The sequence below is a fragment of the Ruminococcus albus AD2013 genome (assembly GCF_000526775.1).
Lineage (GTDB): Bacteria > Bacillota > Clostridia > Oscillospirales > Ruminococcaceae > Hominimerdicola > Hominimerdicola alba_A.
Genome location: NZ_JAGS01000001.1, coordinates 536,603 through 562,508, shown reverse-complemented (window position 1 = coordinate 562,508; position 25,906 = coordinate 536,603). Strand labels below are relative to the sequence as shown.

Here is a 25,906-nt window from a genome sequence, read left to right as displayed (position 1 = left end):
AAAATTAAAAATCAAGACAATTAGTGCAAGTATGTGAATATTTACAAATTTTTAAGGAGGTCATGATATGACTGATAAAAGACAAACTCCGGAGAATATGCGACCCTTACTGGAAGAAGCTGCAAAAAAGCTCGGCGTTACGCCCGAATCACTTGAAAGAAATCTCTGCAGCGGCGATATTGGCAATTTGCTGAAAAAACTACCCGCCGTTCAGCAGGAGAAGCTCACAAAAACTCTAGCAGACAAAACTGCTTGTCAGAAAATCATGGAAAGCCCGCAGGCACAGGCACTTATTCGGAAATTTACGGGAAAATAGCGTAATAAGGGGGATAATATGGAAGACATGATGAACAGGATACAGGACGTACTGAACGACGAAGAAAGCATGAAACAGCTGCGTGACCTTGCGGGTATGCTGAGCGGTGGCAAGTCCGAGAGTATACCTGCTGCGCCAGTGTTACGATCCGAAGCCGATGGCATAGATACGGTGAAGCTGATGCAGCTTGGTCAGATATTGCAGACTGCATCACAGGACGACGATCATATCCGCCTTATGACTGCACTTCGTCCGCTTTTAAAGGAAGAGACCCGAAACAAGCTGGACAGGGTGATAAAAATATACCGCCTGATGAATATTTATCCTGCACTGAAAGAGAGCGGGCTTGGAGGAGGAGGGCTTCTTGGCATCATCTGACAATAATTTCAGCAAAATGCAGGAAGATGCCATGCGCCGTGTGATGGAAATGCAGCAGCGTTCCCGTGATGCTGTGAAGCATAACAGCGAGAAAGATGATACTTCTGCTGAAAAAACAGATATTGCTGGACTTTTCGGCGGTATAAAGATAGACGAAGAAAAAGCTCTCATCGCTATGCTTATATTCATTCTTTACAAACAGGGTGCTGACATAAAACTGCTGATGGGACTTGCATATCTGTTATTATAAAAGCTGCCCGTTCGGCATGAACGGACAGCTTATAATATTATTTAAGTACTATCATGCCTTTGCGTGCATCGTCTACAAGTTCCGCAGAAGCTACGAGAGTGTCGGCGTTTACGGAAACAAGGCTCCTGCCGCCGGTACCGTAGAATGGATCACAGCAGTAAAACTGTATATCTCCCTCTTCTTCGACCTCGTATCCGCATACGACCACATACTGTGTACCGGAACTGAGACCGTAGTAATCGCTGTAATCGAAATCCGCTATACCGTCATAGTAACGCACCGCAAGGAGGATACGCCTGCCTTCGTCAATGCATGAAGCCAGATCATTGGCGCTGAATGAGGTCTTTCTTTCGGCGATAAGGTCTCCGCCCGAATATTCTTCTATCAGTTTTACATAGTCATCGCCGGTACCAAGAGTACCTGCCGCGTCTTTAAGTTCGTACTTATCCCAGTTGTAAAGCTTCTGGCAATTGACCAGTGCAGCAGCTGCGATGAATCCGCTATCTTCGGCATCACTTGGGAAAGTTGAATTATTCGTATCAGTCCTAATACCGTTACCTGCTGTAGGAAGTACTGTCGCCGCACCGACTTCTTCAAGGTCATCGGCGGGAAGATATCCCTTTTGGGACAGATACTCCACCTCTATCTGCTGACCGGTACCAAACTGGGAGATATCAAGTTCATCGTAGGAAGAAAACAGTTCACCCTCTCCCGCTGCACCGATGTATTCTCCGTTCTTATCGGTGACAGTAGTATCGGCAGCAACTCGATAAAGATGCCCCATAGGTCTTTCGCGTTCATCCTCCCACTCGGAATCCTCATCAACATTCACAGCTTCGGACTTTTCAGCACTGCCCTGTACCGCCGGGGAATTTTTATCAACTTTATCAGATTTTTTGGTCTTTGGTGCTATACCATAGAATACAACACCTATTATAATGACCGCACCGAGAACTATACCGACCATCAGCCGTGAAGCCTTGGCTATGTCGTTGCGGTTATCATTCATTATTTTTTTTATCTCATTATTCTTCATAGAATATTATCCGCTTTCATTACTTATTTCAATTTGCACATAAGCAGAGTACAGTCGTATTTATCGCGCCAGTAAGGGTCATGGAGCTCGTAAGCATCGAGGTAACAGTTATAAGAAAGATAAGTTGTCATATTGTCGCTGCCTGCGGGCAGGTCAAATTCAACCGAAGTATCTGTTTCGGTATACCCCATCTCTGTACCTGTTTTAAACGTGCCCTCACCTTCTGAATCCGAGCCGTCTGTCTTTTTACATTTGACTTTTACCTTGCCGTCCTTGAATGTAAGCACAGGGAAAGCCTCATCGGCAATAAGCTGATGCCAGTTTTCCATTCCTTTCAGCATTACTTTTGGTACAAGAGTACAGCCATCGGGCAAATTCATTTTATCCTTTTCTTTGAAAGTATACGAATCTCTTTCCACCTGAGAAAGCGGCATAAGATCATCATTGAGATACATCACCGCCAGCACCATCTGTCCCTTGCTGTCAAAATAAAACCTCAGACCAGCATACTGTCCCAGTCTTCCTGAATCTTCGGGGAAAGGATACTTATAATCGAAATAATGATCTGCATGAGCTGCGTTCAACAGAAAAGCTTCAGTTTTTGTAAACTCAGCATACTGCAATAATTTGTCATCATCTTTCGAGGCAGGTATTGACTTTCCGCCGTAACATTCAACAATATCATAAGGGGTAGATTCGTAAGGTGTACGCATGAAGAAACTAAGATCGCGGTACTTTTCGTCATTCTCATCATAAGCACCCCAGTATACGAAGGTCCAGACCCTCTGCTCATCGTTCACGCAATTGTCGAGAAAATTAAAATCGTCCCCGACCGAAAAATCATCGTGAACAAGCTTACCGCCATTTTCCCACTCTTTGTTATCCGGTTCGATATGTGCAGGGAGAACTTCGTCAGAAACAACACTATCATCTTTATATTCCCTTGCTACAGGCTTATTGCTGTTGTTTTTTTCAGCCTGCGGTGTAACAGTACACCCGCAAAACATGATTGCTGCCAGCAATGCCGACGCTGCTTTTATCCTCACAGAGCAAGCCCCCTTTCATTTAAGATATATCATTAATTAGTATATCACACTTTCCTTCAAATGTAAAGATACTCCTGTACAATTTTTTACATTTCGGTACGATCGGGTATCTCTTAAAAAGCGCCCTGAAAGTGCTGGAAATATACGGATATCACAGCTGTAATTAATATTCATAATTTCACTGAAACAACTGATAAGAATTTTTAACTTTGCAGTTTTTACAAAAATTCTTCCTGTATGTGACGACAACCCATAATATAGTTAAAAATCATGTGATATGTCTTTACAAATTATCTTTATTGTGTTAAAATATCATTTGGTGAATTTTTAAAATTCTGACTACAGAGATCGGTTGCAGTAAACGAATAAGCGTCCGACAAAAAACACAGGAGGGATCCGATGAAAAACAAAAAGTTCATCAGTGCGGTAACTGCACTGATGCTCACAGCCTCACTTATGGCAGGCTGCAGCGACAAACCGGCGGAGGATAGTTCCCCGGCTTCTGATAGTTCTTCCGCTGCCGCCACTACGACGTCTGCTGATAAAGAAACTACCCCGGAAGAAACCACATCTGAGGAAGATACTACCGACGCAGAGACCACCGAAGATGAAAACGGCATGAAAGTCATTGATCTTTCAGGCGGCGGTGCTATCGCCGATAACATGAGAATGACTTCCCTTTCATCCGTGGAAAGAGGCGCACTCAGAACTTCATCTAACACAAGGGTGAATGTCGGCACTTCGGGCAAAGCCAGAAAATGGTCCGATAAAAAGAAAGAAGCCAAGAAAAAGCTGACCATAATGGTATATATTGTAGGCTCTGACCTTGAAAGCAAACAGGCTTCAAAAGCCGCGACCATTGACATAGGCGAGATGATATACAGCGGTCTCGACGACAAGGACGTTAACCTTGTGGCATACTGCGGCGGCGCTCAAACCTGGTGGATACCCGGATACCCCTCAGGTAAGAACGCTTACATTGAGTACAAGTCCAAAGATGCTGATATACAGGCTGACAACGGTGCAGGTATAAACATCTACGAGACAGATAAGAAAAACATGGGCAAATCCGATACTTTCAGCGATTTCCTCAAAGATGCACCTTCAAAGTATCCTGCTGATAACTATGCGCTGATCTGCTGGGATCACGGCGGTGGACCTGTTCTGGGCTACGGTTCGGACGAACTGAATGTTGACAGCAAGACTAATCTCGGCGACAGCCTTACCCTTGCCGAGATGAAGACTGCTCTCGACAAGAGTGATTTCAAAAAAAACAAGCTGAAATTCGTTGGTTTTGACGCTTGTGTAATGTCCTCGATAGAGATAGCAGACCTATGGCAGAACTATGCTGAATATCTTGTAGCATCTGCTGATACGGAACCGGGCTGCGGCTGGAACTATGAGTTCCTCAAAGATGTAAACGGCACCACCGATACCCCAAAGATCTGCAAAAATATTATCAAGACCTACTTCGATTATCTGTCCGAAGCAAGCGTACACTGCTATATTCCCGATGCTACTCTGGCAGCCTTCGATCTTTCTAAGACTGATAAGGTAAAAGACGCTGTGGGCAGCGTATGCAAGGCGATGAATGATGATCTTCAAAACGGAGATACAAGATCCTACGACAAATTTCTCAAGGGTGTACACAGCTACGCCTGCTACGACCTTGCCGATCTGGGAACTATTGTGACTTCCCTTTCAGGCGCCTATGCCAATGAAACAAAGCAGCTGAAATCTGCAATGAATGATATGCTGATCGACGGTACTACCACCATCGCCAACACCTGCGGTATGTCGGTATATTTCCCGCTTTCAAACAGCACAGCCGATCTCGATACCAGCATGGTCATCCTGAAATATCTGGGCGGTATCGATTATATCAGAAATACTCCTATCAACGCTGAATACGAGGAACTTATGAACACTCTGCTTAGTGAGACAGCGGGCACCGGATCTTCTTCTGCTTCCAAACCCGACAGCAGCTCTTCTAAGAAAGACAGCAGCAGTTCCAAAACCGAGTCAAGCTCATCAAAGAAAGAAGAGAGCAGTTCTTCCAAGGCTGAGTCAAGCTCTTCCAAAAAAGAAGAAAGCAGTTCCTCCAAAGCTGAGTCAAGTTCTTCAAAGAAGGAGAACAGCAGTTCATCAAAGGCTGATTCAAGTTCTTCCAGGAAAGATGAAAGTTCTTCCAAACCAGATAGCAGCTCTGTAAGCACCAACACCAATCCAAAACTTTCAAAGCTCGATCTTGAAGTAGTTGAAAAGGGTGCTAAATCCTCCAACAAGGATTTCAAAGACGACGGCTACGCTTACTCACAGCTGCCCAAGGAAGAAATGAGCAATATCCGTGGTGTATACTACACCGTACTTAAAAATTTATCTCTCAGTGAAGGCAAAACAAACTGGGCTCCTTATGTGATCTACATACCAGCCGAGATCGATGACAAGGGCATTGCCAAGATGGATCTCGACCCGACAATGATCGGTGTTGTTACCGATAAGGAAGCAGAGCCAAACCTCTGCCAGACAAAGTATCTCGGTGACGGCAATTATCGCTCCGCAGGTCTGCTGAGTGCTACCCGCGATCTTTCGGATGAATATATGTCGGTAATGGTGCAGTCTCAAGTAGACAAAAAGGGCAATGCCTCTATCACCGGTATTACTACTAACCAGACAACCGCAAACGGCGTTCCCATAACTTCAAAGGACGAAATAGACCTGAACGAGTGGCTCTCATTTGAAAGCCCCTTCGTAGCCTATGCTCCTGACAAGAGCAATCCCCGCAAGCATTACAGCGAAAGCGGTGAAAGTACATTCGGCGGACAATTCAGCCTGCTGGGCGATAACTTCGATGTAAAAGCCTGCAAGCCCTCAGAGATTTCGGGCGAATACGCCGTACAGATGAGTGTATTCACCATCGATGGTAAAGAGTATTGCAGCAATATCGGCAGCTGGACCATAAAAGACGGCAACACAGAAAAGCTCAAAGAGCAAAAGGTGGATAACGGCGTACTGAAATTCGCTATACTTGACGACCATGCTGAGCTCGTAAAGTTTGAGAAATCTGGCAAGAACGAGACAAAGAAGCTGACTGTACCCGACAAGGCAGACGGAAAGAAAGTCACCATTGTACGTGAGGGCGCATTCTCAGGAACTAACCCCGAAGAGATAGTATTCCCTGATTCTGTTGAATATATCGGCAGACTTTCATCTGGCGTTTCCACCACAAAGAAGATCACTCTGCCCAAGAAGCTGAAAACAATTTCGGAATCCATGTTCAGCTACTATAAAGATCTTGAAAGCATTGAGATACCTTCAACTGTTGAAAGTATCGGCGCATTCGCTTTTGAAAATACAGGTCTTAAAGAGATCAAGATCCCGAAGAATGTTGCTTCTATCGGCGAAGGCGTGTTCAACGGATGTAAAGACCTTGAAAAGATCACTGTTGAGAGCGGCAACAAGAACTACACCGCAGATGTTAACGTTCTTTACACCGCTGACAAGAAAAATCTTATTGCCTTCACTGGTCTTTCCCATGAGGAATTCACAGTGCCCGAAGGCGTTACCGAGATTTGCAGATACGCATTTACGGGATGCTTTGAAAAGGAACTGAGCTTTGGTAAGGAAGACAGTGATGAAAAGGGTCTGAAAAAGATCACATTCCCGAAAACTCTTGTGAAGATCAGTGACTTTGCATTTGAGGGCTGTACAGGATTTGACGAGATAACTCTTCCCGACAGTCTGGAATATCTGGGTTCAGGTGCATTCGGTGTATCGTTCATGCAGACTCCCACAAACGAGATAACACTGAAATTCGGTCCGAATGTAAGAAGAATACGTACCTGCGCATTCTCAGGCTACAAGATAAAGAAGATAGAGGTTGACAAAAAGAACACCTGCTTCAAGACCGACGGCAAAAAACTGACGAGTATCGATGGTTCCGCAGTGATCGCACTTACAAGATCATAATTCGGATAACCAGCGGCAAAACAGGCTCCTGTAAATTACATGAGCCTGTTTTTACGGTCAAATACCCTTGACATTATCACTTTAGTGTGGTATAATATCAGTGCTTTATAGTATTTATGTATTGAAAGGAGTTAATATCATACTATGGATAAGAATATACCTTATAAAACATACCTTGAAGAAAGTGAGATGCCGAAGCAGTGGTACAACGTCAGGGCTGATATGAAGAACAAGCCCGCCCCCCTGCTGAACCCTCAGACACTCAAGCCGATGACAGCTGAAGAGCTGGGCGTAGTATTCTGCGATGAGCTCGTTGAACAGGAACTGAACACTACCGATGCTTATATCGATATTCCCGAGGAGATACGCGATTTTTACAAGATGTACAGACCCTCTCCTCTGGTAAGGGCTTACTGCCTCGAAAAAGCTCTGGGCACTCCCGCTAAGATATACTACAAGTTCGAGGGCAACAACACCTCGGGCAGCCATAAGCTCAACAGTGCCATTGCTCAGGCTTATTATGCTAAAAAGCAGGGTCTGAAAGGTGTTACAACAGAGACAGGCGCAGGTCAGTGGGGCACAGCACTTTCCATGGCTTGTGCATATTTCGGACTTGACTGCAAGGTATACATGGTAAAGGTAAGCTACGAGCAGAAGCCTTTCCGTCGCGAAGTTATGCGTACATACGGCGCATCTGTCACACCTTCGCCCTCTGAAACAACTAACGTCGGCAGAAAGATACTGGCAGAACACCCCGGTACATCAGGAAGCCTCGGCTGTGCTATATCCGAAGCAGTTGAAGTTGCTGTAGGTACAGAAGGCTACCGTTATGTTCTGGGCTCGGTACTCAATCAGGTACTGCTGCATCAGTCTGTAATTGGTCTTGAAAGCCTTGCTGCATTTGAAAAACTGGGCGAAAAGCCTGATATAATCATCGGCTGCGCAGGCGGCGGTTCAAACCTCGGCGGACTTATCTCACCTTTCATGGGTCAGAAGCTCCGCGGCGAAGCAGATTACCGCTTCATCGCAGTTGAACCTGCTTCATGCCCCAGCCTTACACGCGGCAAGTATGCTTACGACTACTGCGATACAGGTATGGTTTGCCCCCTGGCTAAGATGTACACTCTGGGCAGCGGATTCATCCCCTCTGCTAACCACGCAGGCGGTCTGAGATACCACGGCATGAGCAGCACACTTTCTCAGCTGTATGATGATAAGCTGATGGAAGCTGTATCCGTTGAGCAGACCAAGGTATTCGAGGCTGCACAGCAGTTCGCACGTATCGAGGGTATCCTCCCCGCACCTGAATCCAGCCATGCTATCCGTGTAGCTATCGATGAAGCACTCAAGTGCAAGGAAACAGGCGAAGAAAAGACAATTCTCTTCGGTCTGACAGGTACCGGCTACTTCGATATGGTCGCATACCAGAAATTCAACGACGGTGTGATGACTGACTATATCCCCACAGATGATGATCTGGCTAAGGGATTTGCAGGTCTTCCTAAAGTAGACTAAAATGATATTCAATTGTGCGTCCGCGGTTATCCGCAGGGCGCACTTTTTGTTTATTCAGCCGATTGAAAATCAAAAAAAATAGGAGTATAATGTTAGTTGTGATTTTTTTCGGGAGCGGTGATAAAAATGTCAAAAAGGACAATGACGGAGGGTACTCCGTGGAAACATATAATCAGCTTTGCCCTGCCCGTGCTGGCAGGATCGCTTTTACAGCAGCTATACAATACAGCCGATTCGGTAATAGTCGGCAGAAATGCAGGACAATCCGCACTTTCGGGAGTCGGAACTACGGGAACTTTCTCATTTCTTTTCCTTGCAATAGCGATAGGTTTCTCTTCGGGAAACAGTGTTGTAATAGCGCAGCACTACGGCGCGGGAAATGAAAAAGCTGTTCGTCGAACAGCTTCAACAGGTATAATTCTACTGCTCGCCCTTGGTATCGCATCATCGGTAATAGGGATAGCCGTCAGCGAACCCGCGCTGACCCATATTGTAGGGGTAAAACCTGCATATCACGACTATGCTGTGCAGTATTTCCGATGGTACTGCTTAGGACTTATCTTCCAGTTTGGCTACAATGCCTTTTCATCAATACTCAGGGCGGTGGGTGACAGCAAAGCCACCCTTTATTTTCTGCTGATTTCTTCTGTGCTGAACATCGCCCTTGACCTGCTTTTCGTAAGTGTATTCAAATGGGGAGTTTTCGGGGCAGCGATAGCTACGGATATATCCCAGGCAGGTTCATTCATCGCGGCATATATCTACATGATAAAAAAGTACCCTGTATTCCGTTTCAAACTTAAAGAATTCGTATGGGACAGCAAAGCCGCAAAAAGAACTGTCATAGTCGGTACCCCCATAGCACTTCAGCTTGTTATAGTTTCTATCGGTTTGACTTTGATCCAGCGTGCAGTCAATGATTTCGGAGAGAATATGACAGCATCGTTCACAGTAGGTTCCAGAATAGAAATGTATCTGAACCTCCCCTGCAACGCTTTTCAGACCACTCTTGCCACATACACGGGTCAGAATTACGGCGCGGAAAAACCCGAGCGAATCAAACAGGGTGCGCGTCAGACGATACTTATATCAGTCGGCATAACACTTGTTATCTCGGCAGTGATAATGCTTACTGCCCAAAACATCATAGACCTTTTCAAGCTGAACGATGCTGCTGCGGGCTACTGTATACAGCATCTGCGTACGATAGCACTGGTGAACGTAGTTCTTTCGGTGTATATCCCGCTTTTCGGAGTATTCCAAGGAACGAACCACAGCGGAATGCCTACTATTGTCGCCACCTGCGCACTTTCTGTCCGCTTGATAGTGACCTATCTTTTCAGGTACAGCAGCTTTTTCGGATACACCATAATCTGGTGGAACGGACTTTTCGGTTTCGGCACGGGCTGTACCATTACATGGCTAAACTATCTCAACGGATGGTGGCTCAAAGGCACTAAGGTGCACGCTGAAAAGATATCTGAAAAAGAATGACAAGTACTGCATGGCATTGTCTGAAAAAACGATTTTTTAGCAAATCTATTGACTTTTCAGGAGATAAATGTTATAATGTAGTCGCAATTCCGCAAAGGTTAATTCATTTTTATAATGTATATTTGCGGAAAGCATTGAATGATCAAGGAATTTATAATTTCAAGAAAGAAAGGATAATCGAATTATGAAAAAGAAACTGATACTTATGCTCTGCGTAGCTGCACTCACTCTTAGCTTTGCATCCTGCGGAGATACCGACAAGGGCTCTAAGGACAACGAGTCTGCTGCTTCATCCGCAAGCGAGACAGTTGAAAGCGCGGCTGATGTAAGCGAAGCTGAAACCACCGAAGAATCTGCTGCTGAGGCTGAGAGCGCAGCTGAGGTCGAATCCAAAGCTGAGGCTACTGAGTCCAAGGCTGATTCCGATAAGCCTGCTGCTTCCAATGAAGAACTTACCGAGCTGCTTGCCAAGGTAAAGGAAACAACTGCTGACAGCAAGAATTGTGAAATGACTGCTAAGATGAATATAGATATGGTAATGACCATGAGCGGCACTACCACAAATATGAAAACCAACACTGATATGGTTTCAAAGACAAACGGCAAGAACACCCATACGACCCAGACCACTACTACCGATCAGGGTACAGGCAGTCCTATTTCAGAAACTCAGGATATCTATCAGGCTGAAGACGGAAATACCTATGTAACTACAGACGAAGGCAAGACATGGACAAAGACTGTTGGTCCTGCTACCACTCTTGACGCTGATGCATTCTCCAACGAGGTCATCGGTGATGAGGGAGCATTCAAGAATGCTACTCTTGAAAAAGACGGCGACAATTATGTTATCACCATCTCCCTGAACGATATTCTCGAAAACGGCGGTGAAGTTGCAGAGTCCCTCTTCGGTATGGGCGGCGGCGGAAAAGCTGAGGGTAATATGATAATGACCATCGGCAGCGATTATTATCCTGTAAGCATTACTATGGAGAACATAGCTTTTGATATGTCAGAACTGCTGAGCTCACTCAGCTCCGAGGATACAGGTGATATCTCGATGGATATGACAATGAACATGACTCTTAACTTCAGCAACTGGGGCGGCGTTTCTGATGATGAAGTTGCTGTTCCCGAGGCAGCACTTTCTGCTGAATAATTTATAACCAATATATAAAGACTGTGTGATCTCAGTGATCGCACAGTCTTTTTTGTGTATTCAGCTTTTGCGGCATACGGCGGTAACGAACATATAACCGTCGTTTATATCGGCAAAGATATCGCCGTGCATACTGTTCATCAGCCTGCGGCATATATACAGACCAAGCCCGCTTCCCTGTTTGCCATTTGTGTTAGAACCTCTCCAGAAGCTGTCGAATATATGGTCAAGTTCGTTCTTCGGAAGTTCACAGCCGCCGTTTTTCACTGTCACAAGACGACAGTCTTCTTCGTCAGAAAAGACGATCGAAATATTCTTGCCGTCACCGTATTTGATGGCGTTTTCAATGATGTTTTGCAGTACCTCGGTAAGTCGGTCAGGGTCGCCGTATATCAAGCAGTCAGTGTAGTTTTCCAGTGTTAATTCTGTTCCGTTCAGCGAAAGCTTGCTTTGGTAGAATGATTCCACGCTATCGATCACCTGTGACAGATAGAAGTCACGGTTCTCCACCTCAAAGCTTATAAAATCATCAGATGAATGCTTGATTATCTCTTCGAGATAACGTTCTATCTCGTCAGCCTTTTCACCGATACTGCCGTAGATCTCATCAAGCTTTTGCGGATCGGTGTACAGCCCTCTTGCCAGCGCTTTTGAATAAAGTTTGATGGACGATAGCGGAGTTTTGATATCATGTGAAAGGGAAAGTATCATTGTCTTTTCGGCTTTCGCGTGTTCAAACTCTTTCTGCTTTGAAGATTCCAGCTTCTCTCTCAGCATATCAAGTCCCCAGACAAATTTGCCGAAATACCTGCTCTTGTCCTCTTTTAGTGGGTCTGTCAGATTGCCCTTTGAAAGCTCATAGGGCAGTTCGCTAATACGATTGAAAGGCTTAATCATCTTGCTTCTGAGATACAGCAGTACAGCAAGACCTATTACCGTAACAGCGATAAAAGCAATGTTCACAGCGACAAATGATCTCCTTCTGCCGTTTTCAGTTTTGTCATCATACTCTATCCTGTAAAGTCTATCCCCCGCTTTGCAGATAACGTACTCTCTCTTGCTATCAAAAGCCGCTTCATCATCTGCATCGATATCATAGATGCCTGTTATGGCAGTAAAATCATCAGCGCTGACTTTTTCACCCGCATCAAGCCGATGTTTCACTCTGTTGACCTCAACAAGGTAATACTCAGAAGTCTCCCCGCGGTCTTTAAGCAGTATATGGTCAACTGAAGCTGTCAGCACTATCATTATCACAACGAAGAATACTATAAGCTTGTCGAAGCTTTTCATTTCAGCCCTCCCAGCGGTAGCCCTTTCCCCAGACCGTCAGTATGCGCTTAGGTTCTTTGGGGTCGGGCTCGATCTTCTGACGAAGCCATTTGATATGTACGGTAAGGGTCTGTATCTCTGATTCACTGTCAGAACCCCATATCCGATTAAAGATGTATTCTTTGGTAAGAGTCTGTCCCTTGTTCTCGATGAACAGCCTTAACAGTTCAAACTCCTTAGCTGTCATCTGCAGTGTTTCGTCGTTTTTGGTGACAGTCCCGCTTGTAAGATCGAGAGTGATATCGCCGTCGGTAAGATCGTCCATTGCAAGACGCCGCTTGAATATACCCTTGACCTTTGCTATCAGGATATCGATATCATATGGCTTTTCAATGTAATCATCAGCACCGAGTATAAGACCGTTCAGCTTATCCTCCCTGTCTATCCTTGCTGTCAGTATCAGTATCGGAGTATTGCTCTGCTCACGGATACGTCTGCACACGGCAAATCCGTCTATACCGGGAAGATTGATATCCAGAAGCACAAGTCTTGCGCCGTATTTTTCAAAAAACGCAAGAGCTTTTTCTCCGCTTTCAGCTGTGCTGACGGTGTAACCTTCAGCCCTGAGAAAATCGCACAGCAGAACGCAGAGCTCCTTGTTGTCCTCAACGATCAAAATATCTACCATATCACACCTCGCATAAATTTTTCCTTATCGTTTATATTATACTATTCTTTTGCATAAACGTCAACTGCAAAATCTTTTCCCGGGAAAACAGCAAACGACATCTGATCTTCTTTCGTTTTAAAAGATCGGTGTCGTTTACTGTGTAAATATCAGGCTGTAGGTAAAACAGTTCTTTCTTATTCGATGCTTGAAGTATCCGAAGCCCTGACCTTACTTGTATAAAGCGATGTTAAAAGTACGCTCACCACTGTTACAGCTATGATCACCGCGGGATAAATAACAAACATCGAAAAGATATCGAACTTGTATTCAACGCTGTTCATAACACCCAGCATACCGAATATCGGGTCCATAGTCAGCTTTGTGAAAGGCACGCAAAGTGATGCTGAAATAAGAACTGCAAGTATCGAAATGACCAGAAAACGCAGTGTATGGTGTGCAACTACCGAGCGTTCCTTGAAACCGATAGCTTTCATCAATGCTATCTCAGATCTTTCCTTTGCGATGAATGAACGCTCCATAAGCACACTTATCAGTACAATGATCACTACCGCAAGCATCAGTGCGAGATCTCTTACTGTTGACATAGTATCACCGACACCCATACTGCTTTTCGTAAATTCTCTTGAATCCTCGACAATACTGATATTCATGATGTCTTTCAGCTTTTCCCTGCGTTCGTCGATAACTTCCTTGCTTGGATGATCATCAAAATCTATCTGGAATGCAAATATTGAAGATGGTGATGTTTCCTTTATCTCGATATCCTGATGCAGTCTGCCTACCATGCCCATCTGGTCAAAACTCTGGAACAGTGCGGATACCAGATATTCATCTGTACTGCCGTCAATAGTAATCTTAACAGTATCGCCAATACCTATGCCTATCTTCTTTGCGGCAGCCTCGGCAAAAGCTACCTCATTGGTGTACATCGGCGCTGTGCCTTCGCTATACTCGTAATCTGTTGTATCCGTCTTGCCGCATTGCAGAAAACTGAGATTTGTGTTCTTGCCCTCATACTCAACGTTCAGCTGATACCATGGTTCAGCCCAGACCTTTCCGGGCATATCGTTTTCGGCAAGTATCTTTTCTATCTCTGCCGATGCTTCATCGGGAGTTTTTAACCCTCCTATTATCTCCATGCCTCGCTCACTGTCGGTCAGATAAACATCGCTCCGCTTAACACTCAGCAGATACAGCAGCGAATCGCTGTCGATAGTATTTGCTGTCGCTGTCAGTATCATTATCAGCAGAGTGAAAAGCACGAATATAAAGGTTATAAGACCGTACTGCTTTGGTGCGCTGAGTATATCGTTCACGGATAAGAAACCCGTACTGCCAAGCTTGCTTTTGCTAAGGCTCATAACGCTGCGTTTCTTGAATCGCTCACCTGTCTGACCGTTGCGTACAGCATCTATGGGAGAAAACTTGTTTATCTTCGAGGTGCATCTCCAGCAGAACAGCATTATCATTGCAACTACCGCCAGACAACAAGCTATACCTATCAGCACACTGTTATCACTGCCAAGCACCATGTTTTCGCTGACGCTTTTAAGAAGTGCCGCACCGAAAGGTACACTTATAGCATATCCCACAGAAGCACCCAGTACCGCGATACCAAGATACTTCACCAGATACATTCCCCTGATAGAGCTGTTTTTAAGACCGACCGCTTTCATTACACCTATCTCTCTGAATTCTTCCGAGATAGTAAAGCCGATGGTAAATCTTAGTACCACAAAGGATACTACCAGCAGACCTATACTAAGCACCATAAGTATCGCCGCTACCAGTATATCCATGATGTAAGTCATTCGGATAAGGTTCTTATCAAAATTCAGCTGAAGATAGGGTGCGTTTTTGGCAGAAGCATCTTCAAACCCTTTCTCATCGGTGATATCGAAATAATACATATTTCCTGCAAAATCAGCCTTTATCGTTTCGTTCTCGGCGAACACGCTGTAATCCTCGCTGTTTATAACGTATCTCGGATTAGACATCATAGAAGAACCGTAAAGAGCGTCCTTGATAAATCCCGCAAACTCAAAATCCTTACTTACGTCTCCCAGTTTTATGGTTATCTTATCGCCTGTCTCAAGATCTGTCTTTTTGATATCCTGACCCGCAATGTAGATCTTTCCTTTTTCGACCTCGGACAGCATCTCGTCATTGCTGTCAAAAAGATTTATGCCCACCGTATCAATATTGTTGAGCATACCCACTCTGTCAAGATCACAAAGATTTTTACCGTCACGCAACAGATTCGAGGATATGAGGTAAATAACGTCCTCGCGTCTGTATTCGTTGACGTATTCGCTCTCCTGCAAAAACTCCTCGATATACTGTGATTTCTTTTCACCGCGTGTCGCATAGAACACATCGGGCATATTCGCTTTATCGAAGAAGTAATCCAATCCGTTTACCACAGACAGGATATTATTCACACTCGATGCCGCGAACATTGCAGAAAGTATCACGAACAGCAGAAGTATGATGTTCATTGTCTTTTTTCTTTTCAGGTCTTTCTTTAATATTCTCAGATACATGTTGTTGCCTCCTTTTCTCTGTTCACATTATAGCATGGGGATTATTAAATAATCCTTAAATCGAAAGCAAGGCAGGGCTTAACTGCTACATCGAGCGCAAGGACGGTCACAAATGCTGTGACTGGTGCTCGAAACTTGCAGGGCGTTATCGTTACCCCGATGAAGTTCCGAAGGACGTTTACCGCAGGCATGATAACTGCACATGCGATGTGTCCTACGTTTCGGAGAAAGGGCGGCAGAACGTTCACAGTAAGCGGTGGGCTAATGAGCAGGCTAAGGCTCAGCGGATAGAGTATGCGGCTAGTCTGCCTAAGCCTATGAAGCTGACTAAGGCAGAAGCACAGGCAAAACACTCCGAAATTTTGGCTCAAAGACAGTTGACTTATGGAGTAAGTCGTGGTATAATAAAGTCAATAGATGTAGATGATTATAAGATCATCACCGGAGGGAAAGGAATATCTCAGGAAGTTAATGATGTTATAATCAACACTATGAAAAAATGCGAAAAAGATGGGCAGTTCGTAATTAGTGAGATTTCAGATAAGATTTCGCTGACAAAGACAGAAGGTACTCCTGTACTTCAAATTGAACCTATGGCAAACGGTTTATTGAAACTTAATGTTAATACTGAATATTTATCCGGGAAAACGTTAGAAGAAATTAATAAAGCATTTGCTGATACAAAAATAAATGTGGCAATCTCTTTAGAAGAAGCTATCATTCATGAAAGCGGACACGCGATTTCTATAAAAGGTAAAACGGGCAAACAAGTCGAAGATTTTTATGCGATGCTTAAAGACAAAGGTCTGCCGGGTATTAGTAAAATCGCACTTGACGATGGAGCTGAATGCCTTGCAGAACTCGAAGTCCTACGTCATCGAGGTACTAAAGTATCAAAAGCACTTTCTGATTTCTACGAACAATATATGGGGAGGAAATATTTATGATGTGTGTAATTGATTGCAAAGATTGTAAAAATAGGCTTCCCAATATAGATGGTTGGCTAGCCTGTTGTAAAGCTTTCCCTGACGGATATCCAAAGGAGTTTAATTTTATAGATCTTAAAAAGCGCAAAGAATGCAACAATGGTATAGGCTTTGAGCCAATTGAAGATAACGATAAACCGTCTGAATGATCAGGCGGTTTTTTCATACCCAAACGGAGGTAAAGACAATGCCAAGATCACCCGAACCGACCTCAAAGCCACCTCCTGCGGCTGATGAGGAAATAAATGGCAGCCTGCGCGACCTGCACAGACTGCCTTTCTGCTATAACAGATATTTCATGATCACTCGATACCGATGACCTTGTAATCCTTTGCTTCAACAGCATTTTTCAGCACATCGTTCTCAACCTCAGCCGAGAGTGTTACCACAGCAACACCTGCGGTGTGGTCGGGTGCGGCACTTTCAACGCCCTCAATAGCTTCAAGAGCCTTCTTTACAGTTGCCTCACAGTGGGGGCACATCATACCTTCGATCTTCATTGTTTTTGTCATGGTTTTATCCTCCTTTTTTTCTGTCAGGGAAACTATCTCTGCGATAGCTTCCCTATTTATCTGCCCGATCTTTCGGTCATGAGCGGCATCATATGGCTTTACCAGATTAAGCCGCAGAGCATTCATACATACGAAAAAGCTTGAAAGTGCCATCGCCGCCGCGCCGTACATCGGCTTCATCTCAATTCCGTACAGCCCCATTGCCAGAGGTATGCACACCGCATTGTAGAAAAATGCCCAGAACAGGTTCTGATGAATGTTGCGTATAGTGTGTCGGCTAAGCCTTATGGCGGCAGTTACGTCGGAAAGGCGGTTCTTCATAACCACTATATCCGCGGCATCGACTGCGATATCTGTTCCTGCGCCGATTGCTATACCGCTGTCGGCGGAAGTAAGTGCAGGGGCATCGTTTATTCCGTCGCCCACCATTGCGGTCTTGCCAAGGGTCTTCATGGCGGTCACTACCTCTGACTTGTCAGCAGGCAGAACATCTGAAATAACATGGTCAACGCCTGCCTGTGCGGCTATGGCTTTTGCTGTGCGATGATTATCGCCTGTAAGCATTATGGTGCTTATGCCCATATTTCTAAGTTCGCGGACTGCTTTTGAGGAATCCTCTCTTATCTTATCGGAAACAGCGATAAGTCCTGCCGCTTCACCGCCATATGCGAACATCAATGGCGTTTTGCCCTGTTCAGACAAAATATTTGCTCGTTCTGTCAGCGATGGTTCGGATATACCCTTTGAAGCAAGAAACTTCATACTTCCGCCGATAAGTTCTTTGCCATCGAGCATACACCTGAGACCATGCCCTGAAAGCACCTCAAAATCCGTAACTTCCCTAATCGGCAGACCATCAGCAGCAGAGGTCACCGCCTTTGAAAGAGGGTGCTCGCTGTTCTTTTCAAGTGATGCGGCAAGGGTCAGAAGTTCATTTTCATCTCTGCCAACTGGAATTATATCGGTAACAGATGGCTGACCCTCGGTCACTGTGCCTGTTTTATCAAGGGCTATTATCTGCGTTCTGCCTGCGGCTTCAAGGGCAGAGGCAGTTTTGAAGAGTATGCCATTTTTCGCACCTACACCGCTGCCCACCATTATCGCAACAGGTGTTGCAAGCCCAAGTGCGCAGGGACAGCTTATAACCAGCACAGAGATACCCCTCGCTATGGCAAATGTAAAGGACTTCCCTGCTATCAGCCAGCATGCAAGTGTCAGTACAGAGAGGACTATCACCGTCGGTACAAATATCATTGAAACTTTATCGGCTATTCGAGCAAGGGGGGCTTTTGTAGCGGCGGCATCGGATACAGTACGTATTATACCTGCAAGAGTGGTATCCTCTCCGACCCTTATTGCCCTGCATTCGATATACCCCTGCTGATTTATCGTTGCAGCGGAAACATTGTCCCCTTCAGACTTATCTGCGGGTATGCTTTCACCTGTCAGTGCTGATTCGTCCACCGATGTGCTGCCTTTCAGTATAACTCCGTCTACGGGTATCTTTTCTCCGGGACGTACTGCGAAGATATCCCCTGCGACAACTTTATCAATGGCTACTTCGGTTTCAACACCATCTTTCAGTAGCACAGCGGTCTTCGGTGCAAGGCTCATCAGACCTTTGAGTGCATCAGTAGTCCGTCCCTTTGACTTTGCTTCAAGCATTTTTCCTACAGTAATAAGTGTCGGTATCATGGCGGCAGATTCAAAGTACATATTCATGCCGTACTTCATCACGATATCATGTCTGCCGTTACCCTGAGCAAGTATCATGAGAAAAAGCTCTGCGACAGAATAAATAAATGATGCTCCCGAGCCCAGTGCCACAAGGGTATCCATATTCGGAGCTTTATGCAGAAGTGACGACACGCCGGAAACGAAGAATTTGCCGTTTATGACCATAACAGCCGCCGCGATAAGCAGTTCAAAAAGTCCGAGAAAAACATGATTATCGAATGCTTCAGGTGCATACCAGCCCCACATCATATGACCCATCGAAAAGTACATGAGTACCATCAGCAAAGGCAATGACCACATCAGACGTTTTTTCAGAATTGGAGTTTCACGGTCTTTAAGTGCGTCAGAATCTGCCCAGGATGGCGCACTGCCTGTGTCAGTTTTTGACAATGTGCTCTTGGGTGATGCTCCGTAACCTGCTTTTTCAACGGCTTCAACTATGTCAGCCGCCGATGCACTTCCCTCGACCCCCATTGAATTTGTCAGCAAACTTACACTGCATGAGTTCACACCGGGAACTTCCTTTACTGCTTTTTCCACCCGACCCGCGCAGACCGCACAGCTCATGCCCGTGACTTGATATTGCTCCATTGAAATCACCTCATAAGCTTTTCAAGAGTATTCATCAGTTCATCGATAGTATCCTCGCGCCCCTCACGGATATCCTCCGATACACAGGTGCGAAGGTGGCTTGCAAGAAGAGTTCTGCAAAAACTGTTAAGTGCAGAATTTGCCGCCGAAGCCTGAGTCAGGATATCGGGGCAGTATGCATCTTCATCAAGCATACGCTGCAAGCCGCGTATCTGACCCTCTATTCGTTTCAGACGGTTCATAAGCTCGCGGCGTTCCTTTTCACTGCGGACTTTTTTTCTTTCACAGCAACAGCAATTATGTTCAGTATCCGACATACTTTATCAGCTCCTATTATACCCCACAGGGGTATTCTTTATACATACATTATATACCCCCACAGGGTATTTGTCAAGAGCTTTCACAGAAATTTAATGTTCAACATTCGCCGCATACAAAGCATACAAAAAGCTGTGCAGAAGTTCATTCTGCACAGCTTAGTATGATTTTACTTATTGGATAATCTGCGGCGTCTGCTTCTTGCTACTGCCGTTACACCACCCACGGTAACGATAAGCATAGTAGCACCTGCCGTGCCCAGCCATATCCTGGTGTTGCCCACGGAGAAATGCTCAACTTCGGAGATTATACGCATATTACCTGCCTTATCAACAAGCTTAGCACCTATCGAATAAGTACCTGCGGGAAGTGTCAGACACAGCTCATCGTCCTTTGCATTGTAGGAAGCGCTGACATCTTTGCCGTCAACACTTGTCTGCAGACCGTTTGCCGTAACTTCCTGACCATTGACGTAAACAACTGTTTGATTATCGTCAAGAATCTCGCTTATATTAGAGAAGGTAATGGTCTTTTCACCTGAGCCTTTGAGCCAGCCCCAGTCAGAAAGATAATCGGGTACTGCGCACTCGGGCTTTGTGTTGTCGATGTACATCTCACCAAGGTCAACATATTCGCCGTCATTTTCAGCTCTCAGATACAGTCTGGTATCTGCATCGTCTGTAAAGGTCGTAGCGAAGAATTCACCGGAAAGTCTGTACTTTGTTGCATTGACCATATAAAGCTCATCTTCTATCAGGCTCTCACCCGCAGCAGTTGCATGAGTGTCGGTCTCAGCTTCGGTATCCTTATCAACCAGAAGCAGCTTAGGCGAAGTGCCTGCCTTTGAGAACATGACTATGTCAAGATCCTCAAAGCTTGTAGGCTGTTTCGATATAGGACCATACTCGTCGTCCTCAAATGAGTACCAGCCTGTACCCTCTTTCTTACTGCTGTTTTCGATATAAGCCAGCATTGGAGTGTTCATTATGCGGACATAGGTATTATCACTAACCTCACTCTTATTGCCTGCCATATCTACTGCATACAGCTTAACGGAATACACGCCGTCCTTGTCAAAATCGGGCACAGTATATCTGATAACGTCCTGCTCAAGAGCTTTTTCGGACTTCGAGATATCTATAGCCTTGTCCTTTTCAAAGTCGCTGTATTTCTCATCAGCCTTTTTCTCGCCCGGAAGTATCTCGCCTATCTCCCTGCCGTCGCTGTAAGCAGGCTTAAAGGAAGTCAGCTCGTATTCCAGTCTGTAGAGGTTGGTGTCTGTAAATTCAACAAAAGGCGCTTCGTCTTCAAATCTGTCAATGTCATACACTGCAAGAGCATCGTATTTATCATCGGTCAGTTCATTATAATCGCCTTCGTTACGTGCACCGAGAACAGGAACAGTTGTATCGACCTCGAATATATCAGTCTTGCTTGAAGAACCTTCTGCTATCTCACCGTCGTTGCCCGCACGATCCTTAGGGCTTATCTCGATCTTGTAAACACTGTCTTCGTCGAGTTTGAAATTCAGTCGATGAGAATCCTTAGCAGTATTGTGGGTCCATGTATACTCGGGAGAGGTTTCAAACCACTCTTCACTTTCGTCTTCTTTGTGAGAGCTTCCTGCTAATTTGCTGAATACTCTTATGTTCAGGTCTTCTTCTTCAAAGTTCTTATCGGTAACATTTACCTCAAATTCTGCTTTTCTGTCGCCCTGATTATTGTAGTAAAGTTCGGTGCTTCCGCTGATCTCATCGGGAGTACCTGTCTTGAAATCAGCAAAGTTATTGGTGATAACAGGCTTTGTCTTATCAATGATAAAGTGCTGTCCGGGATCGAATGTACCGGGATTGCCTGCAAGGTCGGAGTATTCGACTTTAACAGTGTAATCGCCGTCATCTTTCAGATCAACCGTAGCAGTATGAGTAAGACCGTTGCCTGAATCGTCACCGCTCCAAGCAACTTTCTGCTCAACGCCGTTTACAAGTACCTTCGCATCAGAGCTATTGAAGTTCTTTTCAACGATCGACAGGTTGACCTGCTGATCCTTATCATAGTAAATACCGTTCTTAGCATCACTGTTGCCAAGAGATGTGCTTACAGCAGGCGCAGTCAGATCAAGGGAGAATTCTGCGGAACTGGACAAAGTGTTGCCAGCGTTATCTGTCATGGTTACAGTAACTTGATTGTCGCTTTCATCTGCCTCAACAAGGAGCTGGAATGATACTTCTGTTATAAGGTTAGCATCGGTGCTGATTATTTTCTCATCAACAGGATAATCACTTACCAGCGACATATCATATGTGGAAGCATTCAGCTGACCGCTCTTGTTATCCTTGTCTATGGACCAGTTTATGTTGGATATACCCGAGAAAGTATCCCTGACAGTTACATTAAGAGCCAAGGCATGATTATACAGACCGTTTACGGGTGTACCCACAGGAGTGATAGTAACCGTAGCGTGTTCGGAATGGAGCTGATCGTCCTCAATAACTGTTCCGTTAGGACCCAGTATTTTAGAGGAGCGACCGACATTATCTGTTACCTCAGCCGCCAAATGACCCTTGAAGCCCTTGGGGATCTCAAATTCAGCATAAGTTCCTTTAGTATCACTTCTCACCTTTTCGGGGTCAACCGGCCACGAAACAGGATCTCCGCCAACTTCGCGTGTCCAAAAAGTTATAGAATCTATTCCCGAAGAAACACCGGGGTCATTCACATAAACTCTTGCAGTAGCTTTTTCCTTAAAGAAGTAGCCGTAAGTTTCGTCGTGCTCGAAAGGTGCTTCTTCAGATTCGCCGTTGATAATGAACTCAGTTATCTCGGGATCCTTCATATCGATAAAGAACTCCTCAGAAACTTTGTTAGAATTGCCTGCATTGTCAACTGCCTCTGCTATCAGGTTATAACGACCTTCCTCAGTAATAGAATAATTATACTCGGCAACATCTTTTACAAATCTGACATCCTCAAAGTTAACTCCATTATATGAAGTTTTCTGCAGGATACGATTGTTTTCGTTAGGTTCGTCGCCATTGTAAACATTTACTTCTTTCAGACCTGACCTGTATACACCCAGATCCTTAGCCGATACTTTATAATCGACTTCACCTGAGTACCATATCTGATCATTGATCTCAGTATATTCGCTGCCAACGCCGACCTTAAGACTTACTGTAGGTTTGCCATTCTCCAGCGTCAGGAACACGCGTTCATGAGCTGTTTCGGGATCTTCACGGATAAGTTCTCCGACATTCGAGCCTAATGAGTTAGTAGTGAAATAGTAGGTGTTCTCATTATCCAGATTATCACGAACTGTGATCTTGGGATCACCTGTATAATAACCTTTTGTTTTATCAGGGATGTCTATACCAATAAATACATACTTGCCCGATTTGCTGTCATAGGTGCCTTTGTATGTTTGATTTCCCCATACAAGTTCTGCTTCCTTAACACCGCAGCCGAAGTGGTTATCTTTTACAGAAATTGCGAGAGATATCTTTTCACTGCCGAAGATACCGTATTTCCTATAATTCAGCGCATCATTCAGCTGACTAAGAATCAATTCTCCATCGACTATTTTTACATCTACGATCTCGTAAGAAGAACCATCGAAGCCCTCAAAACCATTAATCGTAGGAGCGGCCTTATCAACATAGAATTCCCGATAAGCAGTTGGTACATCATTTACTGATCCTGCAAGGTTGCTTACGTGTCCATCAAGATGATATCTGCCTGTCGGAAGATCAGTGGGGATATTTACAGTGTAAGATGTAACAGGTTCATCGCCTTCAATATACGACTTCCTGCTGGTGTGCTGTGCATCTGTTCTGCCATTATCGTCAGTAATGATAATTTCATGCTCATTAAGAGCATTAGCATCAGTGAACGTAAAATCAAAGGAATTTTCGGAAGAATTGCCGAAGAACTGGGCATATTTCTTTCCGTCAACAGGGTAAAAGTTCTGACCTTTTCCATTAGCTTTGATTTTTATTTTCGGCTGTTCTTTGTCGATCACAAGCTTGACTTCATTTGGTGTCAATGTAAGCTTTTCGCCGGTCATCTTTTCGTCAAAATTCTCAACTGTTTTAAAGTAATAGGTTCTGGTATTGCCTGCCTTATCGGATACAGTTATATGAGCTTTGCCGCTTACATAGGAGTTGATTCCTTCAAATATATAGCTGGTTCCTTGCGGCTTAGCTATATATACATTATCTCTGTTGTCTTTATCGATTATATGGAGCTGTATATCATCAGGGTTGATATTATTTGGTAAATTATCATCGGCAGAAAGAGTGATAGTCAGACTTTTATCTGAGAATATACCGTAAGGTGTATATTTAGGTTCAGGGCTGATCGTATATGTGTTGCCTGAGATCGTTGGAGCTTCTCTATCAACAGCAAATTTGTATTCATAGGTTTTTACATTGCCGTCAATATCGCTTATTTTGATCCATGCTGAATAAATGCCATCTTTAGCGAGCGGTATCTCCTCCGATTGTACAGATAATGTTGGTTTATAGTAAACATCGCCTGCTGTATCTGCATTTTCATCATCGACAGGAACCGCAGTTGCCGTAACGTCAACGTCCTTAACTTCATAAATTGTTTCGTTATCTTTCTTGATCTGAACCGAATACTTAGCAATACCCAGATCATCACTCAGATTGAACGCGATTCTGTTGCCATTTTCACCTTCATCGATGAGATAAGCATTTACAGTCTCATCCAGATCGGAATGATCGGCGTTATCATGGCTGACATTTTTATTTCCTTCAACAGGAGACATTGATGCATATGCGTCACGGTCGTCAGTCTTTGAATAGTAGAAATCCTCAGACAATTTAACGCCCTTAGAATCAAACTGCCTATCCGATGCGGAAACAGTGAATTTATAATTGCCGTCATACTTCAGATTGAGCATGGAGAAAGGTACGTATACAACATCCTTTTCAGGAGTGATGCCCTCAGGAACAGGGATATCCGAAAGTTTGACATCACGAAGCTGATCTCCATCTTTATCAGTCCACTTGACTTTTACAGAGCAATTTTTTATAGTATCGTCACTGACCTTAACCTTCAGGTAAGAAGCATCACTGGTATAGGTATAATTTGTATACGGATACTCGCTAAGATCTTTATTACCGTAAGCCTGTGTTGTAACAGGAGTTTCTTTTCCGTCGTTGATATTTACAGCACCAAGATACTTGAATTTTGGTATGCCCTTGTTTCTGAGTGAATATTGTTTGATCTCATGCTTACCGGATTTATCAAAGACATAGACATAAATAGTTTTATTGCACATCTCCGGTTCAAAAGGGAAACAAATATCAAAAGCACCGTCACTGCGGTAGAAAGGGTTAAGTTCATGACCACGTTCTTTGAGTTCGTTCCAGTTAGTGCATTCCTTACCGTATGAATAATATACCTTGTAAAGACAGTTAGCATCTTTTTTAATGGGCTCATCATTTACGATGAAGATACCTGTTTTTGAAAAATTATCTATCAAATATACAGGGTTAACGCAAAACCACGGAACTGCTTTCAGATTACTTAAAATAAGATCATTTTTATCAAGCTTGTAGTGGTAAACTTTAGAAATTGATGCCATGTCCGAACCGGGCCACATAGCATAAAAACATATATAATGTTCGCCTTCCGGTAATGGATGATCCTCCCTGATATCATAAGAAGCTGCTGATCCAACTCTAATATCCGATTCGTTGGGTTCAAAACCTGTAGATTCGATCCTGTAAAAAAGGTTAGCACCCGGTTCAGTTGAAACCTCAAAATTTCCCAGATCCTTTACCCAGTTGTCATTTTCAGGGAATTTTACATTAAGCTTCGGTCTTAATGTGTGACCGTTCTCATCGGTAGCATTCTCATCGTTAGTTGTGTCCTCATCAGAAGTTGTCAGGCCGTCACTATCTTCGTCATCGGTGAGAGTTTCGTCACTGAGAATCTTGTTATTTTGAACTCTTTCTCCATGGTCAGCATTCATCAATGTATGCGCCAGCCCTATAGGAACGCTGTTGTTTGAAACAATAGAAAGTGCTGCCACCATAGAAAGAATCCTCTTTGCGATAGTCATAC

The 25,906-nt window shown here is 44.4% G+C and carries 19 protein-coding genes; 11 read left to right on the top strand and 8 right to left on the bottom strand.

The window, feature by feature from the left end:
- The first annotated feature begins 67 nt into the window (after nucleotides 1-67).
- Genes N773_RS0102375 through N773_RS0102365 form a run of 3 tightly spaced genes read left to right on the top strand, consistent with a single transcriptional unit; the run spans nucleotide 68 to nucleotide 944 of the window.
- Entirely contained in the window at nucleotides 68-316 is a 249-nt protein-coding gene (locus tag N773_RS0102375) for a hypothetical protein (protein WP_024856272.1), read from the top strand.
- 18 nt (nucleotides 317-334) lie between these two features.
- Entirely contained in the window at nucleotides 335-694 is a 360-nt protein-coding gene (locus N773_RS0102370; RefSeq protein ID WP_024856271.1) for a hypothetical protein, read from the top strand.
- Nucleotides 681-944 (top strand): hypothetical protein, encoded by a 264-nt coding sequence (locus N773_RS0102365; RefSeq protein WP_024856270.1) that lies wholly within the window; start codon nucleotides 681-683, stop codon nucleotides 942-944. The genes N773_RS0102370 and N773_RS0102365 overlap by 14 nt, the downstream gene beginning before the upstream one ends.
- Nucleotides 945-981: 37 nt before the next feature.
- Here N773_RS0102365 and N773_RS0102360 read toward each other — a convergent pair whose 3' ends face one another.
- Nucleotides 982-1,980 (bottom strand): hypothetical protein, encoded by a 999-nt coding sequence (locus N773_RS0102360; RefSeq protein ID WP_024856269.1) that lies wholly within the window; start codon nucleotides 1,978-1,980, stop codon nucleotides 982-984.
- Between the two features lie 23 nt (nucleotides 1,981-2,003).
- Entirely contained in the window at nucleotides 2,004-3,026 is a 1,023-nt protein-coding gene (locus tag N773_RS0102355) for a hypothetical protein (protein WP_024856268.1), read from the bottom strand.
- Between the two features lie 399 nt (nucleotides 3,027-3,425).
- On the opposite strand from N773_RS0102355, the gene N773_RS0102350 reads away from it, so the two are divergent.
- The 4 genes from N773_RS0102350 to N773_RS0102335 all read left to right on the top strand — a co-directional run bounded on the left by N773_RS0102350 (nucleotide 3,426) and on the right by N773_RS0102335 (nucleotide 11,163).
- Nucleotides 3,426-6,995, top strand: a complete 3,570-nt coding sequence (locus tag N773_RS0102350; protein WP_024856267.1) for a clostripain-related cysteine peptidase — start codon at nucleotides 3,426-3,428, stop codon at nucleotides 6,993-6,995.
- 144 nt (nucleotides 6,996-7,139) lie between these two features.
- The gene (locus N773_RS0102345; protein WP_024856266.1) at nucleotides 7,140-8,510 is read left to right on the top strand and encodes a TrpB-like pyridoxal phosphate-dependent enzyme; all 1,371 of its coding nucleotides are present in this window, start codon (nucleotides 7,140-7,142) and stop codon (nucleotides 8,508-8,510) included.
- A gap of 126 nt (nucleotides 8,511-8,636) precedes the next feature.
- Complete coding sequence (locus N773_RS19650) at nucleotides 8,637-10,004, top strand: MATE family efflux transporter (protein ID WP_024856265.1); 1,368 nt, start codon at nucleotides 8,637-8,639, stop codon at nucleotides 10,002-10,004.
- A 184-nt stretch (nucleotides 10,005-10,188) separates the two neighbouring features.
- Nucleotides 10,189-11,163: a DUF6612 family protein gene (locus N773_RS0102335; protein WP_024856264.1), complete on the top strand. Its 975-nt coding sequence runs from the start codon at nucleotides 10,189-10,191 to the stop codon at nucleotides 11,161-11,163.
- 60 nt (nucleotides 11,164-11,223) lie between these two features.
- Here the strand turns inward: N773_RS0102335 and N773_RS0102330 are convergent, their stop codons facing one another.
- The 3 genes from N773_RS0102330 to N773_RS0102320 all read right to left on the bottom strand — a co-directional run bounded on the left by N773_RS0102330 (nucleotide 11,224) and on the right by N773_RS0102320 (nucleotide 15,669).
- Nucleotides 11,224-12,456, bottom strand: coding sequence for a HAMP domain-containing sensor histidine kinase (locus N773_RS0102330; RefSeq protein WP_024856263.1), 1,233 nt, complete (start codon nucleotides 12,454-12,456; stop codon nucleotides 11,224-11,226).
- A gap of 1 nt (nucleotide 12,457) precedes the next feature.
- Nucleotides 12,458-13,123, bottom strand: coding sequence for a response regulator transcription factor (locus N773_RS0102325; protein WP_024856262.1), 666 nt, complete (start codon nucleotides 13,121-13,123; stop codon nucleotides 12,458-12,460).
- Nucleotides 13,124-13,299: 176 nt separating this feature from the next.
- Nucleotides 13,300-15,669, bottom strand: coding sequence for an ABC transporter permease (locus tag N773_RS0102320; protein ID WP_024856261.1), 2,370 nt, complete (start codon nucleotides 15,667-15,669; stop codon nucleotides 13,300-13,302).
- Between the two features lie 117 nt (nucleotides 15,670-15,786).
- Between N773_RS0102320 and N773_RS22135 the strand changes: the two genes are divergently transcribed.
- The 4 genes from N773_RS22135 to N773_RS23245 are packed head-to-tail and all read left to right on the top strand — an operon-like array spanning nucleotide 15,787 to nucleotide 16,974.
- Nucleotides 15,787-15,960, top strand: coding sequence for a hypothetical protein (locus tag N773_RS22135; RefSeq protein WP_155250852.1), 174 nt, complete (start codon nucleotides 15,787-15,789; stop codon nucleotides 15,958-15,960).
- Between the two features lie 26 nt (nucleotides 15,961-15,986).
- Nucleotides 15,987-16,616: a hypothetical protein gene (locus N773_RS0102315; protein WP_155250851.1), complete on the top strand. Its 630-nt coding sequence runs from the start codon at nucleotides 15,987-15,989 to the stop codon at nucleotides 16,614-16,616.
- Nucleotides 16,613-16,804, top strand: a complete 192-nt coding sequence (locus tag N773_RS0102310; protein ID WP_024856259.1) for a hypothetical protein — start codon at nucleotides 16,613-16,615, stop codon at nucleotides 16,802-16,804. Before N773_RS0102315 ends, N773_RS0102310 begins: the two co-directional genes overlap by 4 nt.
- Nucleotides 16,805-16,842: 38 nt before the next feature.
- Nucleotides 16,843-16,974: a hypothetical protein gene (locus tag N773_RS23245; protein ID WP_278245325.1), complete on the top strand. Its 132-nt coding sequence runs from the start codon at nucleotides 16,843-16,845 to the stop codon at nucleotides 16,972-16,974.
- Here N773_RS23245 and N773_RS0102300 read toward each other — a convergent pair.
- From N773_RS0102300 to N773_RS0102290, 3 genes are all read right to left on the bottom strand, one after another.
- Nucleotides 16,958-19,495, bottom strand: coding sequence for a heavy metal translocating P-type ATPase (locus N773_RS0102300; protein ID WP_024856258.1), 2,538 nt, complete (start codon nucleotides 19,493-19,495; stop codon nucleotides 16,958-16,960). The genes N773_RS23245 and N773_RS0102300 overlap by 17 nt on opposite strands.
- A gap of 5 nt (nucleotides 19,496-19,500) precedes the next feature.
- Entirely contained in the window at nucleotides 19,501-19,812 is a 312-nt protein-coding gene (locus N773_RS0102295) for a metal-sensing transcriptional repressor (protein ID WP_024856257.1), read from the bottom strand.
- 170 nt (nucleotides 19,813-19,982) lie between these two features.
- On the bottom strand, nucleotides 19,983-25,904 hold the full coding sequence (locus N773_RS0102290) for a hypothetical protein (RefSeq protein WP_024856256.1): 5,922 nt from the start codon (nucleotides 25,902-25,904) through the stop codon (nucleotides 19,983-19,985).
- Between the last annotated feature and the right edge of the window lie 2 nt (nucleotides 25,905-25,906).